At 52.7% G+C, this 14,565-nt stretch carries 13 protein-coding genes and 1 pseudogene; 9 read left to right on the top strand and 5 right to left on the bottom strand.

Features of this window, described 5'->3' with window-relative positions; genetic code table 11:
• Window positions 1-967: 967 nt before the first annotated feature.
• Window positions 968-1,240: a transposase gene (locus tag K3T83_RS49480; RefSeq protein ID WP_220210522.1), complete on the top strand. Its 273-nt coding sequence runs from the start codon at window positions 968-970 to the stop codon at window positions 1,238-1,240.
• A 568-nt stretch (window positions 1,241-1,808) separates the two neighbouring features.
• On the top strand, window positions 1,809-2,741 hold the full coding sequence (locus K3T83_RS49475) for a YobF C-terminal domain-containing protein (RefSeq protein ID WP_220210521.1): 933 nt from the start codon (window positions 1,809-1,811) through the stop codon (window positions 2,739-2,741).
• Window positions 2,742-3,032: 291 nt separating this feature from the next.
• Here K3T83_RS49475 and K3T83_RS49470 read toward each other — a convergent pair whose 3' ends face one another.
• From K3T83_RS49470 to K3T83_RS49455, 4 genes are all read right to left on the bottom strand, one after another.
• The gene (locus K3T83_RS49470) at window positions 3,033-3,548 is read right to left on the bottom strand and encodes a DUF8737 domain-containing protein (RefSeq protein WP_220210520.1); all 516 of its coding nucleotides are present in this window, start codon (window positions 3,546-3,548) and stop codon (window positions 3,033-3,035) included.
• Window positions 3,549-3,808: 260 nt separating this feature from the next.
• Window positions 3,809-4,168 (bottom strand): hypothetical protein, encoded by a 360-nt coding sequence (locus tag K3T83_RS49465; RefSeq protein WP_220210519.1) that lies wholly within the window; start codon window positions 4,166-4,168, stop codon window positions 3,809-3,811.
• The gene (locus K3T83_RS49460) at window positions 4,162-4,395 is read right to left on the bottom strand and encodes a hypothetical protein (RefSeq protein ID WP_220210518.1); all 234 of its coding nucleotides are present in this window, start codon (window positions 4,393-4,395) and stop codon (window positions 4,162-4,164) included. Before K3T83_RS49460 ends, K3T83_RS49465 begins: the two co-directional genes overlap by 7 nt.
• Complete coding sequence (locus tag K3T83_RS49455; RefSeq protein WP_220210517.1) at window positions 4,328-4,645, bottom strand: hypothetical protein; 318 nt, start codon at window positions 4,643-4,645, stop codon at window positions 4,328-4,330. The genes K3T83_RS49460 and K3T83_RS49455 overlap by 68 nt, the downstream gene beginning before the upstream one ends.
• A 415-nt stretch (window positions 4,646-5,060) precedes the next feature.
• Here K3T83_RS49455 and K3T83_RS49450 point away from each other — a divergent pair, with 415 nt between their 5' ends.
• The 6 genes and pseudogenes from K3T83_RS49450 to K3T83_RS49425 all read left to right on the top strand — a co-directional run bounded on the left by K3T83_RS49450 (window position 5,061) and on the right by K3T83_RS49425 (window position 10,651).
• A complete protein-coding gene (locus K3T83_RS49450; RefSeq protein WP_220210516.1) occupies window positions 5,061-7,598 on the top strand; it encodes a serine/threonine protein kinase in 2,538 nt (845 codons plus the stop codon).
• 90 nt (window positions 7,599-7,688) lie between these two features.
• Entirely contained in the window at window positions 7,689-7,913 is a 225-nt protein-coding gene (locus K3T83_RS49445) for a hypothetical protein (protein ID WP_220210515.1), read from the top strand.
• 240 nt (window positions 7,914-8,153) lie between these two features.
• A pseudogene (locus K3T83_RS49440) lies at window positions 8,154-8,279 on the top strand (DDE-type integrase/transposase/recombinase); the annotation flags it as partial.
• A gap of 324 nt (window positions 8,280-8,603) precedes the next feature.
• Entirely contained in the window at window positions 8,604-9,425 is an 822-nt protein-coding gene (locus K3T83_RS49435) for a hypothetical protein (protein WP_220210514.1), read from the top strand.
• Between the two features lie 133 nt (window positions 9,426-9,558).
• Window positions 9,559-9,825: a hypothetical protein gene (locus tag K3T83_RS49430; RefSeq protein ID WP_220210513.1), complete on the top strand. Its 267-nt coding sequence runs from the start codon at window positions 9,559-9,561 to the stop codon at window positions 9,823-9,825.
• Between the two features lie 379 nt (window positions 9,826-10,204).
• The gene (locus K3T83_RS49425; RefSeq protein ID WP_220210512.1) at window positions 10,205-10,651 is read left to right on the top strand and encodes a hypothetical protein; all 447 of its coding nucleotides are present in this window, start codon (window positions 10,205-10,207) and stop codon (window positions 10,649-10,651) included.
• Window positions 10,652-10,711: 60 nt separating this feature from the next.
• Here K3T83_RS49425 and K3T83_RS49420 read toward each other — a convergent pair whose 3' ends face one another.
• Window positions 10,712-13,645 carry a tetratricopeptide repeat protein gene (locus K3T83_RS49420; RefSeq protein ID WP_220210511.1) on the bottom strand — a complete coding sequence of 978 codons (2,934 nt, stop codon included), beginning with the start codon at window positions 13,643-13,645 and terminating at the stop codon, window positions 10,712-10,714.
• Between the two features lie 296 nt (window positions 13,646-13,941).
• Between K3T83_RS49420 and K3T83_RS49415 the strand changes: the two genes are divergently transcribed.
• On the top strand, window positions 13,942-14,547 hold the full coding sequence (locus K3T83_RS49415) for a DUF1579 family protein (RefSeq protein ID WP_220210510.1): 606 nt from the start codon (window positions 13,942-13,944) through the stop codon (window positions 14,545-14,547).
• The last annotated feature ends 18 nt before the right edge of the window (window positions 14,548-14,565 follow it).

Genomic DNA, 14,565 nt, shown 5'->3' with positions numbered 1-14,565 from the left:
AGCTGACGGCTAGAGGAATGATGGATGGGAACTCCTCCAATGATCGAAAATCCGCAAACGATCTCTCTGTTCAGTAGAGCATTACGAAGTGTCTAATAATAGAATTTTGTGTGATTATCATCATGATAGTATTCTATCATGAGTAGAGCATGGTTTCAACCTCTTTTCCGTCTTTGTCACCTCGCCTCTTCGTGCGTGACATGAATTGAGCCGAGAATCGAGGTGCAGTACTCACCGATTTTCACAGGTGTACAATCATCCCTAGAAAACTGTACACCTGTGAAAATGACGTTCACCCTCGCACGGGAAAAAGGAGACTCAGAGGAGGGAGGAACGCTGTTGGTGCGAGAGTTCTCTCTTTTCTGATCAGGGGTAGGCACCCAGGCTGAGAGAACCATCAGCAAGGAGTGTATCAGGCAGCGGTCTCCTGTCTGGTCCTCGGTGGGTGGAGCGAGTCAGATCCCACCGAGAAGATGAGAGGAACCCTCGCTTTTGCGGAGAGGGTGCCAGTCTCATGAGAGGATCGGCTTCGATCCATTGTGAAAAGCGGCTTTCTCGGGAATGACGGCCTCGCTCAAGAGAGCCCGAGAACGGAGCAAGCGCCTGAGTTTGTCACAAAGGGACGCGAATAGTTCAATGAGATCTTCTGGTGAGACTGCTCCCCTCATATATATGGAGATGATGTATCTGGATCAAGAGGATAAACATGTTCCTCCTCAAAACACCATCTCAATCGTTCTCATCAACAAGACAGGCCGCTTCTCGCCACATGCTTGCGGCAGTCGCGCAAGAGGGCTGTGATGGGTCGAGAGCACGTGCTCAGCGACGGTGCATACTTGATCAAGACATCCTCCCAACGATGGCAGATGCTACCTCTTGTCAGAAGGATGTCGTGGCGAAAAATAGCTGAGGAGAGGTTAAGTTTGCAGGTGAAGCGTTCATCCTGGAAGGCGAGGCCTATGCCACTGTGTTTGAACTCTCCATTGAACAGATTCTCGCCCCCAGTTTGCAAGCTGGACACATCGTGATTCTGGACAATTTGAGCACGCATACCGGCGAAAAAGTTCGGCAGGCTAGTGAAGCTCAAGGATGCCAACTTCTGTTTCTGCCTTCCTACTCCCCCGACTTGTCTCCGATTGAGGAAGCCTTCTCCCTGCCTCAAAGCCTTTTTGCGCCGGGTAGGAGCACGCACTCCAGAGGCATTACAAGAAGCCATCGGACAAGCACTCCTCACCATTAGCGCGCAAGACGTTGACGGATGGTTTGGCCACTGTGGCTACTTGCTCAGACCCCAACGCACCCTCCCCCTGGGAAGGATCTTAGCGGCGAGAAATGGACGCTAAAAACGTCCCATCAGATTGGTCATTGCGAGAGAGGAGATCAAGCTGACGCTGAGTTGTCATATTGCTATCACTTCTCTGATGGTCAGCTCGATTGCTCGAGACTGAGAAACCGAGCTGAGGGAGTTCGCCAAGAACAATCGTTCTCCGCAAGCGATAGTGGTCAGCGATGGTGATTCCTTCGGCTTCTCCTGATCTTTCCTATCTTGTGAGAGTATGCTCTTCACGCTTTTATGCAATTTTACAGGAATTTTCGCTTTGTTTTGAAAAGTTGAAAATGTACATTTGAAATTGAAAAATATCTTCCTACTTGACATACTTGGAAAATTCGATGTATGCTTCTCAAAGAAAACAATCCCTACTTTGTTTCAGGGAAACCGTCACAAGGTGCTGGCATCTTCTGTCAGCATCCTATTGGAAAGTGATACGCATGCGCGTCGAGGCAAACGTCCGAAAGGAGAACGTTCCATGCTCCCATACGTCGGAAACAGCAATTATTGTTATGTTTCTTCTCTGCACATGAGCTTGCTTGGAGGCGGTGCAAATCCTGGCACCTTGCCCTCTCCAGGTTTTCTGGAGTGTCTCACCACGATGCCATTTGGCAATACCTATCTCAGAGAGGCTGATCTCTTTTTCTTCGATGGAGATGTCCCTGACCAGGGATTGACTCGTGCCCTAGAGGCGCTGGGTTGGACGTGCCAACTGGAACGTGGAGGAGATGAACGGATAGCTCTTAAACGTCTACAGACGGCCATCCAACAGGGTCCGGTGCTGCTCGGCCCTCTGGATATGGGCTATCTGACGTACAATCCCGATGCTCCCTTTGCCGGTGGAAGCGATCATTTTCTGGTGGTTTTGGCAGTTGAGCATGACCATGTCCTGGTTCATGATCCAAAGGGGTTCCCCTATGCCACGTTACCTCTTGATGCTCTGCTTCAAGCCTGGCGTGCCGAGAACCTCGATTATATCGCTGAAGCGGCCTACACGCTCCGCTCAGCTTTCCGACAAGTCGAAATCGTCAGTCGCCAGGAAATGATTGCGCGCACCTTGCCGTTTGTTCCTTCTAACCTGCAACGTGATCCAGGAGGGCCAGAAGTGTATGGAAGCGTGCGCGCCTTGCGCCTGCTGGTGCAAACGCTGCAGGCGCAAGTGTCAGAGTATCTTGCTGCTCATCTGCTCTATTTTGCGATACCGCTTGCAGTACGGCGAAAAATAGACGCTCAGGCCTTTCTGAGCGAGGGAAAGAAATCTGGGGCTGCACAGCTGATCGACCAGCAGGCTCGTCTTCTTGGTCAGGCACAATATCCTGCTGCGCAACGTGCGTGGACATCTGTTGCCACCTTGATCGAGCAGGTCGCCGCGTTAGAGGAACGCTTGATGGACCTCTGTGCTTCCTGGTAAAGCTTTGCGCAGAGAACTTCGCAAAAGCCAGTGTCGTTTTCCAAGACGAGTCACGCTCGAATGGGGTGGTTTTCGAGGACGTTTCTTCTCCTGAATTGACTCTTCTTTTTCCCTCACTGACTTCTGCGAAGCTTACTCTCTGCTTTTACCGGTTATGAGCGTTTCTTGCAAACAATCCTCCCCGACCAAAAATTCCTGAGAAGCTGGGGTGGTCCTTGGCTCAATTTTTCCGTACACCTAGGGCCTGCTGGCAAAGGAGGAGGACATCGGTGATGAGCCAGACCCCTCGTTCTACAGAACTGCGCTTTCTCTCACTGCCTGAGTGGATGGCGCAGTACGCAGCAGGAACCAGAAGATGATGACGTGGCTCACCGATAAGAGCGGCACGTACAAAGTTGGAATGAACCAGGCAACCCCAAGGTGAAAATCCGGTAGGCCAATCATCACTCCCTCATACAGAGAGTACAGCAGGTCGACACTCCCTACAAGATTGAACAACCAGACAAACGGGAGCGCCAATACCGGCCGGAGCCGGAGCATGAGGGCAGAAAGCAAGGCTAAGCCAGCTGTGAGGAGGTCCCCATAAGCAGCAGGGGCGGCAAAACCCAGAGGGAGAACTCCTCCCATCACCTGTGGAAGCAGAACCACTAATCCCGCTGTCCGAAACGTATGGAGCAGAACAAGCGGAAGCAGTGCTTGCGTACGTGGTTGCTTTGACAAGCGGGGAATAATATACCAGGCCATGATGAGCGTGCAGGAGAGCAGATTGACCCCCACACTGAGGAGAAATGCAAGTAGGGCATTCATAGATGTCCTCCTAAGTAGGTGCGTGTGCACGTAATAAAGAAAAGAGGCACCAAACACTCAGCGTAGCTGTCGTCGAGAGGTGCTGGATATATGATGGGAACTGACATGCCGCTTCTGTTTAATTCATAGCACTTCTTACAAGTGACAGCGGAAGTATACTGTTTGACGTAACGGCAAAGTCAAGCCCTGTACATGTGAAAATTCCGTGAGGTCATTTTTGACTCTCGTATATAGTTTGAGCTTGCCCCAGTTGAGAAGAGTCAAGAAAGGTGAGGAACGGGAGAAGGGCGATCAAAAAAGGTGATCCTTTGCGCGAGGCAGAGTCCCTGAGTCGATACCCTTTTGGTGTGAGCATAATGGAAGGTGGAGTGCATACGCAGTCCGATGGGACAACGTGGGGTGCCATCAGGGTCAAAGGGCGTGGTGCTACGAACACCCCGAGGAACAGCGGCGATGCCACCACGACGAGCCACCGCATCATAGACGTACCATGCATCATAGGCGGCATCAGCGGTGATGTGGGTGGGGAAGTGATCGAGAGCCAGGGCGCTTTGGTGATACAGCGGACGGAAGTAGGTGATATCGCCTTCGTTGGAGGGGAGGGTATGTTCAGCTAACACGACATCGCCATACTCAGCGCGGTAGCAGCGGCCACACCCGTTCCATAACCCCAGATCAGTTCCTTTTTCTCTTCGGTGGTTCCATCAGAGAGTTCTTTGGTGGTGCTGCGCCCCGCGCCGAGCTTACAGTCAGGATCACCAACGGGAAGACGCGTTTTGTCATAGCGATCCGTGACAGAGGCACGCCAGTTGTTTTCTTTCACCCAGGCATAAATGTGCGCGGACATCGAAGGCGACAACCTCGCCAAGTCCTGGGATCTCTTCTTGTAAAGCAGTGACCGTAGCAGCCAAGAGATCACTGAGTAAGCCGCGATCCAATTGGCGCAGTTTCTCGCCAAACCAATAGCGCGTGGGAAGCGTTGCCTCGGCATCAAAGCCGTAGTTGGCACTCGGATCAAGCCGCAAGTCAAAGCCCAGTTCGATGATGAGCAGAGGGTGCTTGCACAAAAAGTCACGTAATTGCGAGGCTGCGATCAAGCCTTAGATTTCCATTGGAAAGTTACTTGCTCTTGTTTTTAGGGAAATGCTCCTCGATCAGAAATCGGGGAAATTCCCGATTTCTATTCATGAGTTACTTGCACCCCTCTCTCTATAGCAACCGCAACATATATTGTATATTTCTCATAGGTACTATTCTATCGCACGATTTACACCATAGGGATATTGCTTCAGATGTATAGACGATCGGCAATTACGTCTTTAAAGGTTCACTTTTCTCTCTCTGAGAAAAGTGATTTTTTTGTGAGATGGCCTACTAACACCCTTGACAAGCTGGGATAAATGCGTTACAACAAGATGGCAACAGACTAATATCAACATATTAAATAGAAAAAATGCGCCCTTATTATATAAAGATATATTTATACAAAGAATATCAGAAAAGGATTCGCCAATGGTACAAGATTTGACAGGTCAGATGGTCGGACATTATCGTATCATCAAGCCAATTGAGCAGGGAGGCATGGCGACCGTCTATCAGGCGAGAGACGTGCATCTACAACGCGAAGTCGCAGTCAAAATTTTCCAATTACAGAAAGACCAGAAACACACCCAGGAATTTTTCTACCGTTTCACCCGCGAGGCTCAGGTCGTTGCTCGCCTGGACCATCCCAACATCCTACTTGTTCACGATTACGGAGAGCAAGATAGCCTGGCCTACTTAGTGATGCCCTATCTTGCCAAAGGATCGTTAAAGAATCTGCTAAAGAAGCGCGGTCGTTTGCCCATTCCAGAGGCGCTCCGTCTCATCTTCCAGTTACTTGACGCGCTCCACTATGCTCATGGTCAGGGCCTTATTCATCGCGATATCAAGCCCGGCAACATCCTTTTCAAAAATGACCAGACACCTGTATTGGCCGATTTTGGACTGGTCAAAGAGATTGTCACTGGCAACACTGAGGAAATGACTGCCATCGGCCAGTTTGCCATCGACCGCCAGTTTCCGCTCTCAAACGGACATATCATGGGTACACCCTATTATATGGCCCCTGAACAGATCCAGGGGAAAGTGCAGCCTCAGAGCGATATCTATAGCATCGGACTGGTGCTCTATGAGATGCTCACGGGCCAGCTCCCCTTTAGCGCTGAGACGCAAGCTGGTCCATTTAACATCTTGCTTAAACAGATCTATGAGCCACCACGTCCTATGGCTGAACTCAATCCTGGCATTCCCCCTCAGCTCGCAGAGGCCGTCATGCGTGTCCTGGAGAAAGATGTGCGGCAACGCTATCAATCTGCGGCTGATTTCTCGCAAGCTTTACGCGCAGCAGCACAACTAAACATTAGCTCCAGGCCAGCTTCTGAAGGCTCTCTCCAGATCAATGAGACTGCATACATCTCAGACCTGAATGTCACCCGACCTATGAGACCGTCAGAGTTGCAGTCCCTCGCTGCTCTACCCACTGTGGAGCACCAGCATATTCCCATGCAAGCCAGCAATCACTTCGAGCGCTCCCAGAACAGCACAGTATCCACTGACCCAACCATACAACGTGCCTCCGAACGTTCCCACCACACACCACGCAGGCAGCGTCGTTCGTACCCGCTCTATAGTGTATTGGCTACCATCGTGCTGATGCCCCTCCTCTTCGCAGGTATAACGCATTTCACTGGGCTGGGTTTCGCAAGTACATTGCTACCAACCGTACACTCGAATAATAACAACAGCAACAATCATGTGGCGACCACTGTGAAGACTCAGCCAACGCGATCGGCTGCCACATTACAGATGCCACCAACACAAACCAGTTGCCCCTCCACAGGCACAGCACGGGCGGCAGTCATGGCTCCATATCTGTCCCAGGGACACAATGCCCTCGTTTATGCCGTCTCTTTCCAGGATATACAAGGCACAGGCAAAAGGAGTGGCACACTTATGCGTTATGATAGCGTGACGGGCAAGGCCAGCCCCATCATCACTGTTCCCAATATGCTCACCAATGTACAGGTCTCTGGAGATGGGCAGTGGGTGATCTTTTCCGCGTATGGGGGTGATCCAGAGCAAATTCAGATGGTGCGCATTGATGGGAAGGGCTTACAGACGCTCTACTGTACGTCTTCCTCCGCAGGTCTAGGGCGAATCCTCGCTTCTCCTGGTCTGGACTCTGAGAGAGATTGGCGTCTATTTTTCACCGATGGTTCGACGATGAATGTGCTGAACATTCCCACTGGAAAAATCGAGCAGAAGTTTAGCTCCCATCATTCCTACCGGCCGCTTATGTGGCCGAATGATCGAAACCTCTACCTGCTTGAAAGGGGTACATCTAATCAGTCGGGCCTTGATGGGCAATCCAGCCTGGTTAGCCTGGACACTTACGACCCGATACCGGCATCTGATCCTCGTTTTCTGGGTGAAATGAGTGTGTCTACTTTCTGTTCTGATCTGGACATCGGCCCGGACCTTCAAACCATTTTCACCAGTCAGTGCAAGGGCTACGCGGAGGGTGATCACAATGCTGATGGCGGTCCTCCTAATCAGGGTCCCAGTACTGTCAACCGCATACAACAGGATACTACGAACACTTCCGGTTGGAGCAAACCCACCGCCATCTTCACGAGCAGTACACTGGCTGTACTCCAGGTACGGGCCGTCACATCGTCTACTTTACTGTTACTGGTGGGGAATGGCGATCAGTATAGCCATCAGAATGGACTCTGGAAAATCAATACTGATGGTAGTGGTTTGCAGCGTCTCTCTATTGAAATGTCTGACCGAACCATGTTCAACCATTGCTCGCAATATCCCTGGTCCAACGTTGCCAGGGATGGTAGCATGTACGCCTTCAAAACGGGTTCGACCCAGGCGCTGGGATACGACAAACTTTTCGTTGGATCTCTCAACGGCGGCCAACCCACAGCCATAGCGGAAGACGGTGTGGGTACGATAAAGAGCGATTCGCAACTAGAGGTCGCTGGCTGGACCACAATCTGACCCCACAGTAGTAGTTGTAGTAAGACGGGCGCAAGTAACTCATTTGTTGAATTCGATAAGAGAGCGAATAGAGATGGAGTCTGTTTCGACATGCAAGATCAGGAAGGAAAACAGAATATGAAGTCAAGTGAGAAGCTCCAACTTCTCTCGTACTTTGATATAGAGAGTGGTGGCGGGAAGGGAAAACATCACATGAAGCTCAGTGAGAAGCTCCAACTCTGGTTGATTTTAGGAGTAGGGATCATGCTTGTTCTTCTCTTAGCTGGGTTACTCATTTTTTGGCAGTTCATGACATTTCACATGAATCTTCAATGAATTACTTGCTCCAGATTTACTGGAAAGCGGCAGAATGGGCTCCTCCAATCGCAGCATCATTTCGACTGTGGAATTACTTGCTCTGGTCATGGTGGAATGAATTCTATTAATGAGTTAGTTGCACCCCTCGCTTGAGCGATTGAAACCCATCGACGATCTTCTCTTCACCGCTCACCGTCAGTGGCAAGTACGGTTTTCGCGCTTGAGCGATTGAAATTAGGCCGCGTCGCCGACACCACCGATGAAACGTACCTCAAAGTCTGTGGAAAATGGTGTTATCTCTATCGAGCCATTGATTCTGACGGCAATCTGGTAGATTCGCGGTTGAGCGAAAAGCGGGATTTGGAGGATGTTGAAAACTTCTTTGACCCTATGTGGTCTCAATTCTGACAGAACCAATGGGAGTGAATGCGAATTTCGCGCCTGGTTTTGCACAAACATGGGTTCCCTATTTTCCCCCAAATGAACACCGGGAACCCAAATTGTGAACTCCTTCACAAGAAAACGGTTCTCTCTGATTTATGTTCATAGCAGGGAAGTTTTTCTTCCTCCACACTGAGAGGTCGATCTCATAGGAACATCCGCCCGCCTTGACATCTGCATGAGCAAGCTACCATTGGCGACGAGAGACAGTCATGCTTCGTCAAATTAGTGGGCAGAAAACGACTTTCAAAAGATTGGAGCATTTCTATGAACAACTGCGACATGTTTTTTTTCCTCACCAGCGTACGCAAGAAAGCGTCTCACGCTTTTCTGCTTCCGAAGCTGGCTCTCTCTATCCTCCTGGGTGTACTTGCGGTATGCTTCTGGCTCCCCGCCTCGAGCACTCAAGCTGCAAGTTTATCTCCCACACACGTGGCAGACAGTGCTCCCGTTACTGTCTATCTGGACCACAGAAAACTGCACGATTTCAATGCCTGTTCGAGCAGACCCATTGAAAATTGCCCTGTGATTGAGTATATCAACAAAGGAGTGTATACATCGGAGTGCCAGGCGCAGGGAGAACAGGTCCAGGATCGGGGCTACACCAATGATTGGTGGACGAAACTACAAGCCCCTGATGGTCGATGGGGATGGGTGACGAACATCTATATTAAGGGAGCCGCTCAGATTGCCGGGGTTCCCACTTGTGGTGCTACCCCTGCTCCTCCTGTAACGCCTACTCCACCCCAACCAAAGTCTGTCTCTGTCCTCGTCTTTAAAGAAGCGGAGACCTTCCCATGCATCCACCCTCATATCAACTCGCGAGTAGCAGGTTGTAACAGCAATGGCAAGGTTCAGCCCAACAACTTTCAAGCGTACTGTCAACAACAAGGTTCCTTCTACTTTGAAGGGGGATGGACCACGCGGAAGAATGACTGGTGGACGCTGATTCAAAATGGGGGCAGTCAAGTCTGGGTCTCAAATCTGGACATCAAAGGGGCTGCTATTATTGAAGGAGTGCCACAAGGTCCAGATGCCTGTCGAGCCAATGCGCCTGCCGGGTATCCTGATGGTGCTTACCATCCGTAGCGCTATGCCCTCAACGGATTCCGTTGTCGGATGGGCCTCTTTGCCTCTCAGACGCGCAAAGAGGCCCATTGGAAAAGGCTGTACACGCCGACGTTACGGCCAAACATGTTCTCATTAAGAGAAGGGACAGAACATGGCGAACGAAATATATGACTATTACCTCGGGACCGGAAGCGGACACATAAGCATAACACTGCAATTTCAGGACAGCGAAGATGTCCTCCTGGAGTTGGAGGAGGATTGGATGGGACAGGGGAAGCACCGCTACCGCCTCTCAGGCAAGCACGAACGTTTTTCCGATTCCTATGGCTGGCTACGTATACATCAGGTAAAAGATCTTTCTTCATCGACTCCTGAAAGAGAGAGGTCGGCGAGATTGACCTCTCAAGGCTGGAGCTAGAGCTGATTTATGAGTATATCAAGCTTGCTCCTGCACCGGTTCTCTATCATCCCGATGATGCCCTGCCTACGATGGCTCCCCTTGGATACGCAACCTGGAACGATTCTTTCGACCTTCTGCTTCTGCCTCTCTCTCTCGATTGAAGATTACTACTATATGAAGGAGAGTTCTGAACAGGAAAATTCCCCTCCCTCCGCCTTTATGGAGCACTATAGATTTCTGGTTCTTAGCTTAGATAAGGTGAAATTTAAACGTTTGGTGTGTCTTAGCCAGGGCTTGAAAAAGAAAGCGCCCAACATCTAGAGTGAGTTCAAACCCTCGCTTGACTGCTCGAAGAGATGCAAATATACTTGCTTCTAGTGCTAATAAGGAGGAAATAATGAGCATCGATCTTGAAGTTGGGATATTTGTAGATCGTGCAGATGACGAAGATGACTCCTATGGCTTTTATGCTCGCTATGAACAGGAATTTAATGCAATCAATGCCTTCCTGCGCTCAATCGGGCTTCCCGAACTCCACGAGCCGCTATCCCTGGCTGATGGAGAGCCAGGATTTCATCGCAGTGCAAAAACAGAGATGCGTGCATTCAAGAACATTGTCTGGGATATCGAAAGCAAAACCAGTTTGCGTCTTCCTCATCTCGCCGAAGTAAGCATAGAAGATGCCATCTACCTCCCTATCCTCTTTGAGGAAGTTCTTGAATTTCCTGACCGACCTCTTGGCTCTTCTTATAAACTGTTTGCGGATGGCCCTGTGACTTCGCATGTCTATCAGGATGGTGCCATATTTGCGTCCTCGCCGGAGCGCGAAATCATCTATTCCTAATGGCTACCAGTGAGACGAAGCATGTGGGAGCAGGTAAGGTGTGGGCGTAGCAGGAGGAAGCTAGGTGAGATGGTGTTCAAAGGCAAAGAGGGTCGCGGCATATCGCGAGGAGATCCCCAGTTTGCTATAGATGGAGCGCAGGTGGGCATTGACGGTGCGCGGACTGACAACCAGGATTTGGGCGACCTGGGCATCGGTCAGTCCCTGTACCACCAGCCGCAGCACCTCCACTTCACGTTTGGTCAGCACGCCCAGTGAGGCCGGGGCAGGACCCTGTTGACGATCCGTCCAGGCAGGAGCATTCGGGTGACTGGCGGGCATGGAGGGCTGCCCTACGGCTAACGCTTGTTCTGGTGTCATCGCTCGTCCCTGGGCCTGGACCTGAGCAAAGGCCTGCTCCCCAAGCTCGGTCCGGACACGGGCGCGCATCCGCTCAGTATCTTCACGCTCATCTGGCGTAGTAATGAGCGTGAAGAGATAGAACGGGCTGCTCGCCTCGCGCAGCACCTCCGCAGCTCCCAACAGTTGTGCTGCCCAGCGGGCGTCTCCCTGCCGTGCGACTACGCCTGCCCAGCTCTCCAGACAGGCAGCTCCGCTCCGCTGATCGCCCAATTCCTGGAACAGGGCCAGGGCCTGCTGGTAGAAGGAAAGTGCCGTCGGCAGGTCACCTTGCACAGCCGTCACCTTCCCCAGAAAATAGAGTGGATGCGCGAGGTTCTGACGCTGCCGCAACGCTCGGAAGAGTGCCAGGCTCTCCTCGAAGAGTGCGCGGGCCATGTCAGCCGCTCCCGACTGGAAGTGCCACACGCCCAGGCAATAGAGCGACCAAGCACTTCCCCCATCGTAGCCCTCCTGTCGGAAGAGCCTCAGGCTCTCCTCAATAAGCAGGCGCACCCGCGGATACTCGCTCTGGTTGGCCAAGCTCAGGGTCGTGAGCGCAAGGAAGGCGAGCGCGAACGCGAGGCGGACTATTTCCCCAGCTTTTCTGTACAGCACCAGGCTTTCCTCAAGCAGGGAAGTGGACACGAGATAGTCACCGCGTGCCGAGGCAATCAGCCCCAGTCGATAGAGGGCTATTGCCATTCCGCGCGGATCGTGGATCTCGCGATACAGCTCAAGGCTCTCCTGACACAGTGATTCTGCTCTTCCATACTCCCCCTGCCACAGGGCTAAGCTTCCTGCCCCATTGAGTGCTTTCGCCCGCACGGGTGCTGGGACCCCCTCGCGTCTTCCCAGCGCTTGCTCAACAAAGTGCTGTCCCTCCCGCACATAGCCATACACCACCCAGAACTCATGGAGTGCTCCAGCCAGGCGCCAAGCGATTTCCCTACGCTGTCCGTCCTCCTGCTCTACGCACCAGCGCAGGACCGCGCGCAGATTGCCATGCTCCCGCTCCAACTGCTGGAACCCCCGCTCTTGAACAAACAGATGGGCATCTGCCTCCTCTGCTAGTGCTAGATAGTATGTAGCATGTGCCAGGCACGTTGCCTCCAGTTCCTGACTTGCGACCAGCGCCTCCAGTCCATACTCGCGGATTATCTCCAGCAGGTGAAAGCGCGAACTCTTGCTGCCCTGTGCTGCCTGCTGGAGCAAGTGCTTGTCCAGTAGGGAGGCGACTCCATCCAGCACCGGTGTGCTCTCCCCCCCAAGTGTACCAGATACGGCCTCCACCGCTTCCAGTGTCGCACCCCCCATGAAGACGGAGAGCAGGCGAAAGAGCCGCTGTTCCTCCTGTGAGAGCTGATCGTAGCTCCACGAGATCGTCTTGCGCATAGTCTGCTGGCGCTCAGGCAGATCGCGTGGCCCACCCGTTAAGACGGCTAGGCGGTGAGAGAGCCGCTCCAGCAGGGCTGGCAAGGACAGTACTTTGAGACGGGCGGCGGCCAATTCAAGCGCCAGGGGCAAACCGTCCAGGCACCTGCAAATCTCTACGATCAGCGGGGCAGTGCTGGAGTCAAGCTGAAGCGTGGGCTGGACCTCATGTGCCCGCTCCAGGAAGAGCGCTATGGCTCCATAGTGAGCCAGCGTCTCCTCGCCAGTCAGGTGTGTAGGATCAGGCAGAGCCAGCGGCTGGACGACGAACTCGCGTTCGCCTCGCACCCGCAGCGTCTCCCGGCTCGTCACCAGGACTTTGAGCTGCGGACAGGCAGACAGCAGATCGAGCAGGAGTGGCGCGGCTACGACCACGGCCTCGAAGTTGTCCAGTATGAGCAGCCGGTGCTGCTCACGAAGCACTGCTTGCAGGTGCTCGAGTGGTGGGCGTGTGCTGCTGCACAGGCCAAGGGCCTGCACGATGGTGGGCAGCACCAGATCGGCATCAGCAATGGGAGCGAGCGAGACGAAGCAGACGCCATCCGCGAAGTTCCCCTGGACCTCGCTCACAATGGTCAGTGCCAGGCGCGTCTTTCCCACGCCAGCGGTCCCGGTCAAGGTGAGCAAACGGATCTCTGGGAGCAGCAGCAGCGTGCAAGCAGCAACAACCTCCCGCCCCCGACCGATGAGCGAGGTAAGTGGCAAGAGCGGGGTGGAAGCCACTTGCCTGGCAAACTCCAAGGCTCTTGCCCCTTCGGCCCGCTGCTTCACCGCACCTGTTGCAGGAGGGCGGGATTGCTCCTGGGGAGCAGGATGTTCTACAAGGGCCAGCGGGTTCGGTTCCGGCTCCTCCCCACTAAGCGGGTCCAGTGTGGAAAGTTGAGCAGCGGCAGTTTTGAGCCGCTCGAGCGTCACCTCCTCCGCCGTACCCAGATAGACACGGTAAAGTTTCCCATGATGCCTGCGATAGGCACGCCAGTACCAGTTCCCCCGCTGGTTGCCCGCCTGTTCTCGGCGGAGGGTAAAGGTGCCGAACGGACTGTGCACGCGGAAGCTCATGGCCGTCTGCAGCCAGGCATACCAGGCGGGGGTTCCCACCCGCAGCTCGTAGCGCTCTCCATCTCTCTGGTAGCTCAGCATCTCGCCTTCGACGAGAGCCGTCGTCTGGTTTTTATTGCTCAAACTCATCTCCAAACAGTTCCGAACACCGGTTCCAGAACAGTATAGCATATGTTCGGAACTGCTCGTTGGGAGAACTCACGCCATCCGAAACCAAATCTGGAAGGATGCTGTGCCTATTCCCTTATTTTCGGTTGGCAAGCCTCTTCGCCTCGCCATCTTCACGCTTCCTGCCACCCGCAAGATAGGCACCACACAATACGTTGCTTTGCCGATGTGCCAACCTGCCCACGAAGGTACACTCTTTTGCGTGAAAGCTCGGAGGAAAGTTTCTTTTTCAATGAAAGAGGAAAACAGAGATGAAGTTCTTTATTAAACGAAAAATGTTTTATGCGCTAGTCATTGCTTTTTTCATGGTATGTATGGCATTCAGTGCTTGCGCTTCGGGAAATGAAACAGCGGCAGCATCTACCACACTGAGCAAGAGCACTTCCCCTGCGCAGACGGCCACGCCGCAGGGAGGCAGTCAACTCTCTGCCTCCCTGCGCTACGCACAGCCAGGCCCACTCCTCAAGAAACTCCAGACAATGATTGGAACCTGGAAAACACAGATCACCCTGAAATCAACGCCTCAGGCAACACCAGTAGTTTCCAATAACCTGACAACACGTTGGAAGTGGGTCGTTGACGGCTGTTACCTGCAAGAAGAGGTCACCGGACAGTTGGGAGGCGCTCCCTATTACCGGCTGGGATATCTGACCTACAACAACCTTGATGAACGCTACGAATTTGTCACTATGGACCACTTTGATACTGGATTTATGAGCTATGAGAGTATGGAGGACGGGTCGGATACCACGACGACGCTCTTTGGGCACTTTACGCAAGGGGGACTGGTCCTACCCTGGCAGGACAGGAGATCAAGATTCGCTATGTCTTTCATTGGCCTGATCCGAATCATATGAGCGAAGAGATGTATTTTA

Source organism: Reticulibacter mediterranei, assembly GCF_016587455.1.
The sequence above is the reverse complement of the archived record's forward strand: the minus strand, read 5'-3'. Positions and strand labels throughout refer to the sequence as shown.